Genomic DNA, 15194 nt, shown 5'->3' on the forward strand with positions numbered 1-15194 from the left:
CCCTCCTTATTTGTATTTATTCATATTAACGCGCAGCCGTTTGACTGCCAGAAGAATGCAGGCCGCTGACAGAATAAGATAGAAGATGGTGTATCCGATCCATAACGGTATCGGGACCAACGTCAGGCTTTGCAGCTGTTCCTCCATCGGCGGCTGCAGCAAGGTCAGCATGACGGCCGGCGGATTGATGGTCGCCCAAAAATGTGCGATCGGCGACATCGACGGAGCAGCAGTGCCCATCTGCGATATTTGAACGGAAATCAACAGGAAAAATGCTGTGACCCCAGTAATGAAAATCATCGCTCCATAAGTCGCGATGATGGCGACGATTGTTTTTCGGATCAAAGTTGACAGCATGACGCCGATACTGGCAATTGCCAGCAGGGTCAGCAGGTAAAAAAGGAAGATAAAAAACAATTGGCTCGGGGAAACTCCACCATACAAGAATACCAGACTGTAGATAGGCAGCCCCGAAACTATCATCAATAGCAGAAAAGCGATCGATGACGTCATTTTTCCAAAAATGATCTGGAAAGAAGTCTGAGAAGTTGTCAATAAAATATTCAAGGTCTGTTTTTCACGTTCAGAACTAATGGTTCCCGCCGTCAATGCCGGAGTGATGAATAGGATCAATCCTAATTGAATATAGGTCATGATGCTGAACAGCATAAAACTCTCATCGGGACGGAAAAACCCATTGCCAGTCAAAGAAGTGGCCAGAAAGATGAAACCAAAAACGAATACACTCATCGCAATCAAATAGAAAAGAATCCCTGTGAAGCTTTTCATGTTGCGGAAGCGCAGTTTAAGCTCTTTGATCAGCACGGGGTTGGTGACTAAGGTTTTCATCCGATTTCCACCCCTTTGGTGATTGCCATGAAGACATCTTCCAAATCCGTCTCTTCTTCTGAAAATGACAGGATCGGCAGTTTTTGGGCTATTGCCTGCTGCAGCAAGCGCAGCTGATCTTCTTCGGTTCCCCGATAGAAAAACTGAATGATATTTTTATCTTGCTGCTCTTCAATCTGGGAAACAAAAGGATCCATTTCAAAAAATGGAATGACAGAACGCGTATCCCCCACCACTTTGACGCGGAGCACTTTTTCACTTTGCAGCTGGGCTTGAATATCATGGACTGACCCTTGGGCGATCAACTTTCCATTATCGATGACTCCAATGCTATCGCACATTTCAGCAAGCTCCGGAAGAATGTGTGAAGATATCAAAATGGTTTTGCCCATCGTCTTCAACTCTCTCAGGATATCCCGCATCTCTACGCGAGCACGCGGGTCAAGTCCGGATGCCGGTTCATCCAAAATGAGGATTTTCGGATCATGGATCAAGGCACGCGCTAAACATAGACGTTGCTTCATCCCACGCGACAGCAGATCGACATAGTCATAACGCTTGTGCTCCAGATTGACCAATTCCAAGAGTTTCGGAATCAACACAGCCCGCTCTTTTGGCTTGATGCCATAACTGGCGCCATAAAAATCCAAATATTCATCTGTCTTCAATTGATCATAAACACCGAAGAAATCCGGCATATAGCCGATTTGCCTGCGCACATCCTGTGGATTCTTAGTGACACTCATCCCATTTATGAAGGCATCCCCTGCTGTCGGTTGGAGAAGTGTAGCCAAAATCGAAAAAGTCGTTGATTTCCCTGCGCCATTCGCACCGACAAAGCCGAAAACAGTACTATCTTCCACAATCAGGTTCAAATCCTGAAGTGCATAAAAAGACCCGTACTTCTTGGTTAATCCGATTGTCTCAATCATGGGGCAATCACTCCTTTCATTTTGACTTTCGGTACGATGACTTCCGGATTTCCTGAACTCTCGGACATTTTCAGCTTCAGTTTGATCGTCCCTTCAGCACTCAGGTAATTTTTTGCATTATCGGTGAACTTTTGATTGGACTGAGTAATTTCTTCATACTCTCCACTATCCAGGTTCAAAATGCTGACTGCCAGGGTTTGGCCTGTCGTCGCAACCGACAATTCATTCCAGGAAGCTTTCTTCAGTTCAATATCTTCCGGCAGCGTATAGGTCATGTCATATTCCCCTATTTCCATATAATACAGATAAGGGTCGTTAGACACATTATCATAATAAGCACCGTTGCTGGCTCCGGCTAAGTCCATAGTAAAAGCATCAGCATTCAAAGAGATGTCCCCACTCAACGACAATTCCGGTTTAAAGCTCTGTGCGATCAAATGGACGGATTCTACAGAAGCCCGTTGATTTTCAAGGGTGATGGGGACGATGGCATCTTTCGTATAAGCAATCACATAAGGAGTTTTGCCGCTTTGTGAAATTTGTTCATAGGAAGTTGAAAGCAGCGTTTGACGGCGTGCTTTGTCCAGTTCTTCCAAATCGGAAATCGGCTGGTAACCGTAGGACTGGCCGATTGCGGCAGCAGGCGATAGAATATCCGCTTGCACCTTTTCATCAACCGCTAATTCTTCTCCAGGGTTCAAACTTCCCATATCCAACAGGCGTGTCCCTGACCAAATTGAAACATCTTCCACTGCAAACGGAAAGTTGTTCCGGATGGTGCCTGTGATTTTTTCTTCGGCCACTTCCAAATCTATGCTGAAGTTTCCGCTGTCTTCAATATATGTCTGCCCCATTATCGATTCGACTGACCAATAGCGCATGTCACGCAATGTCATCTGATTGCTTGCGGCGCCTTTTTCCATCATTGCGGAAAGGTAAGGCTGCGCACCTGAAAATTCATTGGCCATGCGATACGTCATGGTGGTGGAAGGAGGCGCCGAAAATTGATAATTTCCGCCCCGATTCGACAGCAATGAATTGACGTAATAACCCTTCAACCCTTTATCTGCATCCACTTCAAAAAAACCGGTCTGCTGTATTTGCGGATTGCCGATCCGGTCTTTTGCACCGAAAGCGAATAATCCGACCGAGGTCAGCAAAGCGACTGCCGGAATGATGAACCAGGCATATTCCCGTTTATCCTTCTTCTTCAAAACGATATAAAGAATCGGAACAATCAACAGGATATAAAGAAAGATAATAGCAAGGATGAAAGGTTTCGAGACTTCAAAACTCTCGAACAACTCATTGACTTCACCCACTTCATAGGCCATATAATCGAGAACCGATTGGCCGCCCATTGAATGGTTATAAGCCATTTGAGCCGGGAAAAATTTTGACAGCATCTGGCTATAGCCTTTTTGTCCGGAAACATTTTCGTCTCCAATAGAAAAACTCAATTGCGTCAAGCTTCCTGCACCGACTGGCTGTGTAGCGGCCAGTATCTGGTCTCCGCTTTTCAGCCTGGTTTCTGCCTCTTCTTTTGCTGTTGCCTGATAAGCTGGAACTGATTTTTCAAGTCCAGGTACAGACACTTCAATCGGTTCAGCCAATTCCAAGGGCAGGTATCCGCTCAAATTCCCCAGTTCGGCTTCCATATTCCCTGATGAACCAGTGATAATATGGCCGCCTTGCTGAACCCATTGCAACACTGCCTGTTGCGTCGGCTCCGGTAAATCACTATAGGCAAATTCGTCGATGACCAGGTAATCGATCATGTCCCAAGCTTGCGCTTCTGTCGGCAATGTGAAACCCTTCAATTGATTGAGGTGGAACACTTCCACCCCTTCACTTGCCGGAACAGCGATCTGCTTCAGCGGCAACAGCCGATCCTGGTTATCCGTCAAGCTGGCGACAAACAGGGTCATCGGCGTGTAATAGGAAGGCTGTATGGTTTTTGATCCTTTAAACGCGATGGACTCCCCTTCTTCCCAGCCTCCTTCGAATAGGAAGATGCTCTGGTCATTGGGTCCGCCGGTATAATACATATCCGACAAACCTGAAGAAGCGATCTGCAGCGTCTTGGTCTCGCCTTCAGCTAGCTCGATCGGCATCGCCAAACCCGCTCCCAGACTATAGGTCTCTGAATAGCTGAGCACCAGATCACCCGAGAAAGCTGAGCCCTGATTGGTTACCGTAAATTGCAGCGGCAGCCCTTTTTCATACTTCACCTTGTTTTGAAAACCGGCACTGGAATCCACGGTGATTTGCGGCGCCGCCAAAGATACTTGCGGCATACTAAACAAACTGATAAGCAATGCAAAAGCAAAAAATGCCAGCAAGCGTTTATGCATGTTGATCCCCCTTTTACTCGTCTCCTTATTAGTACGCTGAGAAAGTTAAATAGTTCCATCTTCTCACAAGAAAATCCAATTTTGAGTTTCTTATTTCTGCAGAAAAAAGAACGGGCAGCATAAGCTGTCCGTTCCTATAATTCAGAAAAGAATCCGTGGATAAAGTCGGGCATAAGGCTCAGAATTTTTTCATCCGGATCCAGCTTCGCGTGATGCAGACCGTAAGGGGAAGAAACACCTGCCCAGAACATCATTCCCGGCAGCTGCTCGGTGAAATAACCAAAGTCTTCGCCTGTCATGGCGGCTTCACTCCGGATTGCTTTAATGCCTTCGAAACCGCCGGCATAATGCAGGAACTTTTCTGCCAGCGCCTTATCGTTGTTGACTTCCAAATAGCTCGAACCATAATCGATGGAGACCTTGCAATTATAAGCTTCCTCGACTGCCCGGCAGATCGCTTCAATCCTCTGCTTCATATGAATCATGGATTCACTGTTCAAGGTACGGATCGTCCCTTCCAACCGAGCATGTTCAGCGATGATATTCTGAACCGTTCCAGCACTCATCTTGCCTACTGTCAGCACTGCAGAGTCCATCGGATTGACATTACGGCTGACGATGGTCTGCAGCTGAATCAGCAGAGAAGCAGCTGCAACAGCCATGTCTTCCGTTAAATGGGGATAGGCTGCATGTCCACCTTTTCCGTGGAGATCGATAAACAGCTCCGACGTATTGGCGAACAGCAGGCCAGGCCGGGTGCCGACTGTACCGACCGGCAGCTCAGGCGCAATGTGCAGCGCACAAATCACATCCGGAAGAAAATCCGGTTTGTCATTTTTCAGCCATTCACGGAATGGCAATGCCCCTCCTGGCCCTTCTTCTGCAGGCTGAAACAAAATCACGGCATCATCTTTGATCGGATTGTCAATCAGCTTTTCCAACAACCCAAGTGCCACCGCCATATGGACATCATGTCCACAGGCATGCATATATCCGGGATGAATCGATTTGAATTCGAACCCAGTCTCTTCTATAATCGGCAGAGCATCGATGTCCGTACGCCAGCCAATCCGCTTCTCCGGATGGCTGCCCCGCACTTTAACCGCGATGCCGGTACGCCATTCCACCACTTCCAGCCGCTCTTGGGGCAACCGGGAAATGGCTTCTAATAAATAGGCCTGGGTTTTGACTTCCTGAAAACCAATTTCCGGAATTTGATGCAGATCTCTCCTGATTTTCACTAATTCCATTGGATTCACCGATTACAGCTGTCTAAGTTCTTGTTTGATTTCTGTTTTTGCACGTGTTTTCGCATCCATCAATTTCAGTACGCGCGCGGGTGTTCCGCCTACTACTGAGTTTTCAGGAACGTCTTCAATTACGATAGCTCCTGCAGCGACTACTGCTCCTTTGCCGATGCGAACGCCTTCTAGCACTACTGCATTAGCCCCGATCATCACATCATCTTCAACGATGACAGGTGTGGCTGATGCCGGCTCGATAACGCCAGCAAGTACAGCACCCGCTCCGATGTGGCAGTTTTTCCCGACAGTTGCACGGCCGCCCATGATAACCCCCATGTCGATCATTGTCCCGTCTCCGATAACAGAGCCGATGTTGATGACAGCACCCATCATGATGATGCAGTTATTGCCGATTTCAACGTTTTCACGGATAAATGCACCCGGTTCGATCCGGCTGTTGATGTTTTTCATATCCAATAACGGAATAGCTGAATTTCTGCGGTCATTTTCCACTACTGAATCTTCAATGACAGAAGCATTGGCTTCCAATGCTTTTTGGATATCTGTCCATTCGCCGAAAACGGTTACTGAATTGCCTTCTCCGAATACTTTTGAATCCGTGCCGTAATCCAAATCAGCAACGCCTTGCCCTTTTATGTATGCTTTTACCGGTGTAGCTTTTTTCGCATTTTGTATGTACGAGATTATTTCGTTTGCATCCATTTGTTTCATCAATAAAACCTCTTTCTATTAGGTGATGCTGTTAGTATATCTGATATCGCATAAAAATTCATCCGCTTCACCTTAATAAAGCGGCATGTTTTTTGACTATATCGACAAATGCCTCTACTTGGCGAAGCTGGAATGCTGATTCGTAGCCGATCAGCCACGTATCCCGCGTCAGTTCAAGCTCTTCCTCGTTGTTCGTCAAGGGCATCATGTGTACATCTTCTGTACCGGTCAGCGTAATCGATGGAAGAATGGCATAGCCGATGCCATTGACAGCCATCTGTTTGCAGGTTTCGATCTGATCCACCGTGATCTGCCGTTTGGGATTGGAGGCAAAATGCTTTTGCCACCATTGTTGAATTTCTTCGTAATAGGTCGAGTCGCTTTTAAACTGGATAAATGGCCGCTCTGTCTGTAGAAGCTCTTCAAGTGACCGTATTTCTTTGTCCACCAAATACAAAGTATCTTTGAATAAATGGATTTTCGGCCCTTTCCAGTCCGTATGGCCACGGACAATTCCGATATGGGCTTCGCCATCATAAAGCGAGCGCACAATTTCCGAGCTCCAGCCGGTAATCAATTGAATTTTCGCTTCCGGATAAAGCGTCACAAAATCCTTCAGCACTTTTGGCAGCCAGTTTTGGCCGACAATCGTCGCACATGCAATCTTCAAAGTGCCATGCACTTTGGAAGTCAAGGTATGCAATACTTCGAACACTTCTTCTTTCCGCAGAATCGTCTCATTGGCATATTGAATGACCAATTCCCCGGCAGGTGTCGGAGACAGGCCTTTTTGCGAACGAATGAACAATTGCTGACCCCAATCCTTTTCAATGGTTTGCAGTCGCTGAGATAGAGCCGGCTGCGATAAAAACAGTCGCTCTGCCGCTTTTCTCATATTACCCTCTTCAGCCAGTACTTTAATGATCAGTTCTTCATTTGACACTGCTCTTCACCCCTTTTTGTCCGCGCAGCCCAAGGATCAGAATAAAGCTGAGAAGCGCGAAAAATGCAGTTACCAGGTATACATTCTGAAGTGCTCCGGCTAATGCCTGCTGCAGGAAGCCCAGCGCATCAGCTGAAATTCCAGCGCGGCTGTCGACACTCAATAAGTCATTGATGGAGCTCAAGGAGTAGTCCCTCCCATTGTCTGCGAAATACCGAAGCAACGAACTGTTCAGGATACTGCCAAGCAAGGCGACACCAATCGTACTGCCCAGATTCCGCATGAACATATTTGAAGCAGTGGCCGATCCACGCAGCTCATAGGAAACAGATGCTTGGATAGTGACGATAAAAGCCGTGCTGGTCAAGCCCATTCCAACACCGATAAAAAAGCTCGACATAGCTGCCCATAAAGGACCGAAACCAGGCTGCATCAAAACAAACAACAAGCTTCCTATTATCAGAAAAGATCCACCAGCCAAAGAGGTTTTGAAGTAACCGATCCTCAGCAGAAGCCTGCCGGAGAAAAAAGCAGCCAAAGGCCAGCCAATCGACATGGCCGTCAACGTAAAGCCTGCAATGGCTGCAGGCTGTTCCATCACGCCTGTAACATAAGTGGGCAAGTAGCTGGAAATGCTGATCAAAATGACACCGGTTGCCAAAGAAACCAGATTGGCATAAAGAATGGTTTTATTTCGCCAAATTTCAAAAGGCATCATCGGATCGATAGCTTTCTTCTCTGCTCGAATGAACAACACAAAAAACAGCAGGCTGGCAGCAAGCAATATCACGGATGGCCTGGAAAGCCAGTCAAACGATACGCCTCCTTCCACCAATAGATACAGCATAGTCGATAAAGCAGCCGTCAATAAGGCAGCCCCTTTATAATCGATCACCGGTTTTTTTGTATTTACCGGCTCTTTCAAGAACAGCAAGACGCCAAGCAAGGAAACGATGCCAAGCGGCAGGTTCAGCCAGAAGACATATTCCCATCCTACGGTCACCACCAGGACCCCGCCGATTGCAGGCCCAGTGACAGCTGAAATTCCCCAGACACTCGATAGATAGCCCTGGATCTTCGCCCGTTCTTCTCTGGAATAGATGTCGCCGACAATCGTTGTCGCAATCGGCATGACTGCGCCAGCACCCATTCCCTGAATAAACCGGTAGAATATCAATTCGTCTATCGAGTTGGCAAAGCCGCATAATAACGAACCGAACAGAAACAGTAGCATGCCGACAGCAAAAATGCGTTTACGGCCGAATATATCAGATAATTTCCCGTATAATAAGACCGTCACCGTGCTCATCAATAAATAAGCCGAGAATACCCAACTGTATTTTGAAAACCCGCCCAACTCAGAAGCGATGCTTGGCATGGCTGTCGATACGATTGTGGCTTCGACTGCACTGACGAACATCGCCAACATGACAGAGATCAATACCAGCGGCCTTTTTGTTTTATCCATTAACTAAACCTCTTTTCAACTGACAATAGAAAGCGAAAACGTACTTGCAGCTTGGAGTCACAGCCAGAATGGCTTATTACGTTGGACGCTGGAATCCGGCTAATTGAAGAACAGAAATGCCCTAAGCTCCAAAGCATAAAGAAGGCCTCAAAACGAGGCCTTCTCCGCTATTGCTGTAATTATCTTTTCAACTGATAAATTTGTTTTTTCAACTGCTTCAACACCACACGACGCGTCAAAATGCCCATAAACATTTCTTCATCGTCTATGACGCAAAGAAAGTTTTGGTTGATGACCATATCAAGTGCTTTTTGAAAACGTTCGTTGATGTGGATCAGGGGCAGATCTTTTTCCATGATATCTTCCACGCGGATATCAGAAAGCCGCTCGTATTCTATATGATCCATCCCTAAAATTGCATCAGTAATGCGTTGTGCATTGATGAGGCCGCAAAAGCGGTATTTCGAATCCAACACCGGAATTGCTGAATAGCCCGTTTTCGTCAGTACAAGCAATGCATGTTCAGCACTGTTTCCCATCTGAACATGTGCAACTTTTTCGGAAGAAATGATATAGTCTTCGATTGGTGTATCAAGAAAATCTCTGCTTGGTAATGAAATCATGTACTCTACTCCTTTTGCATCGCCTGTATTAGATGCCACCATTCAGATTTCATCATAACACATCAAGATTCCTGAAACTATTTTATTGCTGTGAGAATTGTCTTAAAAAGGGAATTTATTCAGCCATTGGCCGCCGTCCAAAGTAACGATTTCTCCATTCATGTAAGAGGCTTTTTCCGACATGATGAAGGCTGCAAGTTCTGCTACTTCCTCTGGTTTACCGAGTCTGCCAAGCGGAATCGATTCCAGCGTCCGTTTCGCCGCTTTCTCGGATTCCCAAAGTTTATCGGCTCCACCCGTCCGCTCGATCGGACCTGGCGCTATGCCGTTGACCCGGATGCCAAACTGGGTTCCCCATTCGACCGCAAGGGTCCGCGTCAATGACATGACCCCTGCTTTTGCTGCTGCGGAGTGCGCAACACCAGCTCCGGCATTCCAGGCATACGTGGCAAGCATATTCAGGATATTGCCCTTTGTGCCATTTTCAATCCAATAATTGCCGACAGCATGAGAACAGAAGAAGGTTCCATTCAAGACAATATCAATGACTGATTTCCAGCCATTGGGTGACAATTTTTCTGCATGGACGATAAAGTTTCCGGCCGCATTATTGACCAGTCCGTCCACCCGGCCGAATTTATCATGGGCGAACTTCACCATCGCTTTGGCATGTTCAGGTTCCCGCACATCCATTTGGAACACTTCTACGGAGCCACGCTCTCCTGTAATCGCTTTCACAGCTTCGTTCAGTTTTTCCATATCGCGTCCGGTTATGACGACATTGGCCCCTTCAGAAGCGAATTTCTTAGCCATATGTAGCCCCATTCCACTTGAGCCACCTGTAACAATAATCGTTTGATCCGTGAACATACAAACATCCCCTTTGAGTTAGACTATAAATTGTAAATCCTAGTTCTCCATCTGCCAGGATCTCGAAAGACTGCTTCTTAAGGCTCGACTGTCCATGGCCAGATGAAGCGGTGTATAAAAGGTATTTCCTTTTGTTCACCTTAACTAGTAGAGTTCTACAAAACCGCTGATTTACCCTTTTATTGCATATGCCCCATCGGTATACAGTCCCTGCAAATTTTGATATGATAAAGTCGAACTAACCACTATTCGTATGAAAGGAATGAGTTCATGCCAGCTTCAAAATCAGATTCAGATATCGCGCAAGCCATTTTCACGGTTAACCGGCATGCAAAAACCGCTCCCGACAACCACTATTTGTATGCGTTGAAGAAACAAGCTTTAAATATGATGATCGAGCAGGAGCGTGCACAAAAAATTGGTCTGCACTTCAGTAAAAACCCTCAGAAAAGTCAACAACAATCTTCAGTCCTCGTAAAATGCGGCAATTACTATTTTCATATGCTACCGAAAAAAGAAGATTTCTCGTCACTGGATCATTTAGGCCACCTGGATGATACGTACCGCAATCCTCCAAGCCGGATGAACTTGAAAGTGGCAAAAGAAATTTTGCGTACTCTCACTGGATTGGAGCCACAGAAAAAAGAAGCAGCAGCTTCCAATTTCACTAAATCTTATCAGCCTCGGCAAGTTGACCGGTTTTATTCGCCTAAAAAATCCTATTTCGATTGACGTTGATCTTCAGCCGGAAACCTTTACAGGTTTCCGGCTTTTCTTATGCCTCGTAATGCCGGATCAAGGTTTGCGTCCCTTTGTCTTCATCACCCTGAGCCGCCAACTGTTCATACATTTTCAACGACAACTTAAGACCCGGGAGCTCTAACCCCCAACTCTCGGCTTCTTCAGCTGCGATTTTCATATCTTTGATGAAATGTTTGATGTAAAAACCAGGACGAAAATCTTCATTGATCATCTTTGGCGCCAAATTAGAAAGTGACCATGAACCGGCTGCCCCTGTAGAAATGGAGCGCAGAACCCGCTCTGGATCGAGTCCAGCTTTTTTTGCGTAGATCAGCGATTCACAGACACCGACCATATTACTGGCGATGGTGATCTGATTGCACATTTTGGTATGCTGGCCTGAGCCCGCCGGACCTTGAAAAACAATATTTTCACCGAATAGATTCAGGATAGGGGAAATTTGTTTAAAAATTTCTTTTTCTCCCCCGACCATAATCGACAAAACGCCGTTTCTGGCTCCGATATCCCCTCCAGATACAGGTGCATCCAATGCATGAAGCCCTTTTTCAGCAGCAGCTTCAAAAATTCTTTGGGCCAATTGCGGCTTGGAAGTGGTCATGTCCACCAGTACAGAACCTGATTTCGCATGTTGAAGGATCCCTTTGTCACCGAAATACACTTCTTCAACATCAGATGGATAGCCGACCATCGTAAAAATGACTTCGCAATTTTCAGCTACTTGTTTAGGCGAATCCACCAGTATAGCCCCTGCTTCAACCAAATTCTCTGCTTTTTTAGCTGTCCGCGTGTAAATGGAGACTTCATGCTCGTGGTCCAGTAAATGTTTGACCAGGCTATTGCCCATGACTCCCGTTCCAATAAATCCGAGCTTCATATGTATTTCCTCCTTTTGTATTTATCTTCAGTTTAGCAAAAATCTTTAGGATATTCACTTGTATAAAGTTGAATGACTAATCTTTCCTTATCCATATTCTGCAAAACAGCTCAACAATCGTTTAAAAAACAAAAAAAGAAGCCGATCCGTAAACGGACCGACCACAAAAGGGGGAAATGAGAATGTTGCTGTGTTCAAGTATACTATGCCCTTCCTGGAAACACTTTAAACATTTTCTTTTAAATATTTCCCTTTTATTTTTTCAATTTCATCAATGAATTGCGTGGCTTGTGGATTTGGCAATCGCTTATCGCCATACCGGACCTGATCATAGGTCCTATAGAAAGACTCCGTCACCTCCCATTGCATGCGTGCCACCCACTCCCGAACCGTTTCGTACTTCTGCCGTTCCTTGCCATGATCCTTTGCCATCTGCTCAAGCCCTCGAAAAACTTCTCTGACCTGATGCAGTTCCAGGCTTCGGCCATAAGTAGGATCCGGCGATTCGACAGGCTGTTCAGCAGATGTATGACTGTATCTTTTAATCGAGGCTTTAGCCTCTTGATTCGGCATTCGGGAATCCGGCTTTATCTTCCTCATCCATACTAGCAGTGCAATCGCGCAAGCCAGAACTACAAAACCCAACAGGATCTCAACCGGTAAATCCGCCGAAATCTCCTTACCCACAGCAGTCTCTTCGCGAACCGTCTCTGCGTCAGGCCCAAGCTTGTCGATGGTTTCCTGCATCTCTTCCTCTGTCGACAACCCCGACAAAAATTCACTTGCCTGCTCCAGCAAAAGTGCAAGCGGCCAAAACAAGAGCTGAATAGCACCACCGAGTACCACTCCCACAACCTTTCGAACTTCATCCGCGAAAAAGAGGATGCTGATTGCTGCTATAGCAGAAGCGCAAGCTACAATAGCGAAGACTCCGGCTGCTTGGCTGAATCGTGCGCCATCTGCTGCTGACTGGAAATAACGGGACAACAATTGGGCTGCCACATAGAACAGCACCGCTGCGGGCACAAGTGTGAACAGCAACCGGCTTGTCTGCTGGTCTGGATTCAACAAGAGCAGAACCCAGCAGCTACTGAAAACCAGTACAAACTTCATCAGGAAATGGTGGTCATCATTAAACTCATCAGCATTGGTTGAATAACGTGCATGCATCAGGTAAATAGCCAGCATCCCTAAAATTACAGCCAGCCACAGTGGCACACCTGCTCCGAACATACCTCCGGCAGCAACTAGACAAATTCCAATCATCCAAGATAGCCGATAGATGGATTTTGAAAACAGGAAATAGGCGATACACGAGATCGCCACTGATGCCAATAGCCAGCTCCAGACCACCGGCAACGCTGCATCCGTTGAGACGAACACCAGAACCAGGGAGACGATGAAAGCATCAAACATAAAATGAATAGCCGGCAGCAAACGTCCAGTCATGCCGGATCACGTTCCTTTCTGTTCCGCACGACTGTCAATTCCGTTCGGCTGCTCCATTTTTTGATGAAGCGCGTTGCTTCCTGCGGCTCATCGGTCAATAAATAGGTCGTATACGGCAGTTCTGTGTGCATGTCCAAATGGCCAAGCATCGTACGGTAAGGAAGTGTGGAACTGTTTTTCGAAATGACCGACAACAGCTCCAGAGCTTGTTGCCGCTGTTTTTGCCCCTGGCCTGCCGCTAAATACAAATAAGGCATCTTCCCAGCTGAGCGGATGTTTACCGCAATTGCGTAAGGCACTCCCGTACTGAAGCAGTTCTCAATATAAGAAGCCAACTCTTCAATCCGCTCTTCCATATTGTGGATGGTTCCGTAAAGTGTGGAGATGTTCAATGCAAAAAGCATCGACTCATTGGCCACCTGGGAAAATATCTTTGTCTGATAGTTTTGCATTCTGACACTGGCCTTCCAATGAATTTGATTGAATTGATCAGTCGATGCATAATCACGTGTACCGATCGGCTGAAATGCATCATCGAATAAGGAATGCTGTAAATTGAACTGACCCGGTTTGTGGCGGGACGGAGCATATCGAAAAGGGTATTTCCGAAGTTTCGGAAATACCAGCTGTTCGTGCAGAATCGTCGGCTGGTACTCTAAAGTCATGCTGCCTTCCCCAAACGGATGAGGAATCAACACTTCCATTTTCTTGATGCGTGAGACGCCTCTTCTTTCTCCGGTGACGGGCACTTCAATTTCAATCGTCTGCTTTCTGCCGATGGTGAAAGGCAAATTCATCTCCATCAGATCTCCATAGCTCGTAATTTCTGTGCCTTTGGGTTCTACAGCGTTGTGAAACCATATTTTCAGTTGACCACCCCAAATCGGCATTCCGTCATTTTTAAAAACCAACTGCCATGAAGAATCTCCTCCATGAAGTACGCGCCTGCGTATTCGATCGTTTTGAAAAGACAGCTTCTTGCCTACATGCTTAAAGTAAAGCATCTGCAGACTGATTACTGCCAGGACAAAAACAATTGCAGCAGCAGCCGTAAATTGCAGAAATGCCATAGCGATAAAGAACAGGATCATTAAAAAGCCCATTACCCATTTCATGTTTTTCGTATCGTGATCATGGCGTATCCACACCATCTATACTGCCTCTACTGGTGAAGCCACTGATTTCGAGATTTCCCGTAAGATAGTTGAAGGTTCATGGACAAGCATTCCTTCGGCCGTGAGCATCAGACGATGGACTGCGACAGGTTCGAGTATGTATTTGACATCATCCGGCGTCACAAAACTGCGCCCTTCAATGAATGCCCTCCCTTGAGCTGCGTGTACAAGGGCCAGGGCTGCACGGGAACTTAATCCGAGTTCAATGGCTGGATGTTCACGAGTTGCCCGCACAAGCGCTAAAATATAAGTTTCGATGTCTTCGTGCACCGCTATTCTTCCAGCCTCACCATGCCACGTTCTGACGTCTTCTACCGACGCGACAGGCAGAATTTCTTTTTTGTGCGAAACATTATCCCGAAAGTTGCGGATGATGGCCAGTTCTTCTTCATACTCCGGATAACCGATTTCCAAGCGGAACAGAAAACGGTCCAATTGGGCAGCAGGCAGAGGAAATGTTCCCTGCTGGGATTCCACGGGGTTTTGTGTAGCGATGACAATGAACGGATCCGGCAATTGAACGGTCTCCCCGTCGATGGTCGCCTGTTTCTCTTCCATGGATTCCAGCAGGCTTGACTGCGTCCGTGGTGTCGCACGGTTGATTTCGTCAGCCAGCAGCAAATTGGTTTGTACCGGCCCCGGCCGCAATTCGAATTCCTGGGTTTTGGGATTAAAAAACCGGATTCCCGTCACGTCTGACGGCAACACATCCGGTGTGAATTGAATTCGCTGAAACTGGCCGGCAAATGAACCGGCAAACGCCTTAGCCATCCATGTCTTGCCTGAACCCGGTACACTTTCAAGCAATACATGCCCCCCTTGAATCAAAGCGATCAGCATGAAGTCAATCTCTTTTCCCCTGCCGACCACCAATTCATTTAACTGTGCTTTGACCTGTGTTAACTTCTCCACTTTATCC

The 15194-nt window shown here is 46.6% G+C and carries 14 protein-coding genes; 1 reads left to right on the forward strand and 13 read right to left on the reverse strand.

Going from position 1 to position 15194, the window contains the following annotated elements:
* Positions 1 to 6: 6 nt before the first annotated feature.
* The 9 genes from Q0785_RS05240 to fadH form a co-directional block, all read right to left on the reverse strand.
* Positions 7 to 849 carry an ABC transporter permease subunit gene (locus Q0785_RS05240; protein WP_298826582.1) on the reverse strand — a complete coding sequence of 281 codons (843 nt, stop codon included), beginning with the start codon at positions 847 to 849 and terminating at the stop codon, positions 7 to 9.
* Positions 846 to 1781 (reverse strand): ABC transporter ATP-binding protein, encoded by a 936-nt coding sequence (locus Q0785_RS05245; RefSeq protein ID WP_298826586.1) that lies wholly within the window; start codon positions 1779 to 1781, stop codon positions 846 to 848. Before Q0785_RS05245 ends, Q0785_RS05240 begins: the two co-directional genes overlap by 4 nt.
* Positions 1778 to 4135 carry a hypothetical protein gene (locus Q0785_RS05250; RefSeq protein ID WP_298826589.1) on the reverse strand — a complete coding sequence of 786 codons (2358 nt, stop codon included), beginning with the start codon at positions 4133 to 4135 and terminating at the stop codon, positions 1778 to 1780. The genes Q0785_RS05245 and Q0785_RS05250 overlap by 4 nt, the downstream gene beginning before the upstream one ends.
* Positions 4136 to 4269: 134 nt before the next feature.
* Positions 4270 to 5385 carry an N-acetyldiaminopimelate deacetylase gene (locus Q0785_RS05255; protein ID WP_298826592.1) on the reverse strand — a complete coding sequence of 372 codons (1116 nt, stop codon included), beginning with the start codon at positions 5383 to 5385 and terminating at the stop codon, positions 4270 to 4272.
* Positions 5386 to 5397: 12 nt separating this feature from the next.
* A complete protein-coding gene (gene dapD / locus Q0785_RS05260; RefSeq protein WP_298826595.1) occupies positions 5398 to 6111 on the reverse strand; it encodes a 2,3,4,5-tetrahydropyridine-2,6-dicarboxylate N-acetyltransferase in 714 nt (237 codons plus the stop codon).
* A 67-nt stretch (positions 6112 to 6178) separates the two neighbouring features.
* On the reverse strand, positions 6179 to 7054 hold the full coding sequence (locus tag Q0785_RS05265; protein WP_223633766.1) for a LysR family transcriptional regulator: 876 nt from the start codon (positions 7052 to 7054) through the stop codon (positions 6179 to 6181).
* Complete coding sequence (locus Q0785_RS05270; protein WP_298826601.1) at positions 7044 to 8522, reverse strand: MDR family MFS transporter; 1479 nt, start codon at positions 8520 to 8522, stop codon at positions 7044 to 7046. Before Q0785_RS05270 ends, Q0785_RS05265 begins: the two co-directional genes overlap by 11 nt.
* Positions 8523 to 8701: 179 nt before the next feature.
* Entirely contained in the window at positions 8702 to 9145 is a 444-nt protein-coding gene (cbpB, locus tag Q0785_RS05275; RefSeq protein ID WP_223633772.1) for a cyclic-di-AMP-binding protein CbpB, read from the reverse strand.
* A 102-nt stretch (positions 9146 to 9247) separates the two neighbouring features.
* The gene (gene fadH / locus Q0785_RS05280; RefSeq protein ID WP_223633774.1) at positions 9248 to 10015 is read right to left on the reverse strand and encodes a 2,4-dienoyl-CoA reductase; all 768 of its coding nucleotides are present in this window, start codon (positions 10013 to 10015) and stop codon (positions 9248 to 9250) included.
* 270 nt (positions 10016 to 10285) lie between these two features.
* Between fadH and Q0785_RS05285 the strand changes: the two genes are divergently transcribed.
* Positions 10286 to 10747, forward strand: a complete 462-nt coding sequence (locus tag Q0785_RS05285) for a YkyB family protein (protein ID WP_223633778.1) — start codon at positions 10286 to 10288, stop codon at positions 10745 to 10747.
* Positions 10748 to 10790: 43 nt separating this feature from the next.
* Here the strand turns inward: Q0785_RS05285 and Q0785_RS05290 are convergent, their stop codons facing one another.
* From Q0785_RS05290 to Q0785_RS05305, 4 genes are all read right to left on the reverse strand, one after another.
* Positions 10791 to 11651, reverse strand: coding sequence for an NAD(P)-dependent oxidoreductase (locus Q0785_RS05290; RefSeq protein ID WP_298826610.1), 861 nt, complete (start codon positions 11649 to 11651; stop codon positions 10791 to 10793).
* A 225-nt stretch (positions 11652 to 11876) separates the two neighbouring features.
* Positions 11877 to 13100, reverse strand: a complete 1224-nt coding sequence (locus tag Q0785_RS05295; RefSeq protein WP_298826614.1) for a hypothetical protein — start codon at positions 13098 to 13100, stop codon at positions 11877 to 11879.
* Entirely contained in the window at positions 13097 to 14251 is a 1155-nt protein-coding gene (locus tag Q0785_RS05300; RefSeq protein ID WP_298826617.1) for a DUF58 domain-containing protein, read from the reverse strand. Before Q0785_RS05300 ends, Q0785_RS05295 begins: the two co-directional genes overlap by 4 nt.
* Entirely contained in the window at positions 14252 to 15187 is a 936-nt protein-coding gene (locus Q0785_RS05305) for a MoxR family ATPase (RefSeq protein WP_298826619.1), read from the reverse strand. It lies immediately after the preceding gene.
* Between the last annotated feature and the right edge of the window lie 7 nt (positions 15188 to 15194).

Source organism: uncultured Planococcus sp. (genome assembly GCF_947501725.1).
Taxonomy (GTDB): domain Bacteria; phylum Bacillota; class Bacilli; order Bacillales_A; family Planococcaceae; genus Planococcus; species Planococcus donghaensis_C.

What these genes read in the sequence shown, in the direction of transcription:
- Q0785_RS05240 (WP_298826582.1), bottom strand. Translation starts at nt 849, where the DNA reads ATGAAAACCTTAGTCACCAACCCCGTGCTGATCAAAGAGCTTAAACTG.
- Q0785_RS05285 (WP_223633778.1), top strand. Translation starts at nt 10,286, where the DNA reads ATGCCAGCTTCAAAATCAGATTCAGATATCGCGCAAGCCATTTTCACG.
- Q0785_RS05270 (WP_298826601.1), bottom strand. Translation starts at nt 8,522, where the DNA reads ATGGATAAAACAAAAAGGCCGCTGGTATTGATCTCTGTCATGTTGGCG.
- cbpB (WP_223633772.1), bottom strand. Translation starts at nt 9,145, where the DNA reads ATGATTTCATTACCAAGCAGAGATTTTCTTGATACACCAATCGAAGAC.
- Q0785_RS05295 (WP_298826614.1), bottom strand. Translation starts at nt 13,100, where the DNA reads ATGACTGGACGTTTGCTGCCGGCTATTCATTTTATGTTTGATGCTTTC.
- Q0785_RS05300 (WP_298826617.1), bottom strand. Translation starts at nt 14,251, where the DNA reads ATGGTGTGGATACGCCATGATCACGATACGAAAAACATGAAATGGGTA.
- dapD (WP_298826595.1), bottom strand. Translation starts at nt 6,111, where the DNA reads ATGAAACAAATGGATGCAAACGAAATAATCTCGTACATACAAAATGCG.
- Q0785_RS05245 (WP_298826586.1), bottom strand. Translation starts at nt 1,781, where the DNA reads ATGATTGAGACAATCGGATTAACCAAGAAGTACGGGTCTTTTTATGCA.
- fadH (WP_223633774.1), bottom strand. Translation starts at nt 10,015, where the DNA reads ATGTTCACGGATCAAACGATTATTGTTACAGGTGGCTCAAGTGGAATG.
- Q0785_RS05290 (WP_298826610.1), bottom strand. Translation starts at nt 11,651, where the DNA reads ATGAAGCTCGGATTTATTGGAACGGGAGTCATGGGCAATAGCCTGGTC.
- Q0785_RS05250 (WP_298826589.1), bottom strand. Translation starts at nt 4,135, where the DNA reads ATGCATAAACGCTTGCTGGCATTTTTTGCTTTTGCATTGCTTATCAGT.
- Q0785_RS05255 (WP_298826592.1), bottom strand. Translation starts at nt 5,385, where the DNA reads ATGGAATTAGTGAAAATCAGGAGAGATCTGCATCAAATTCCGGAAATT.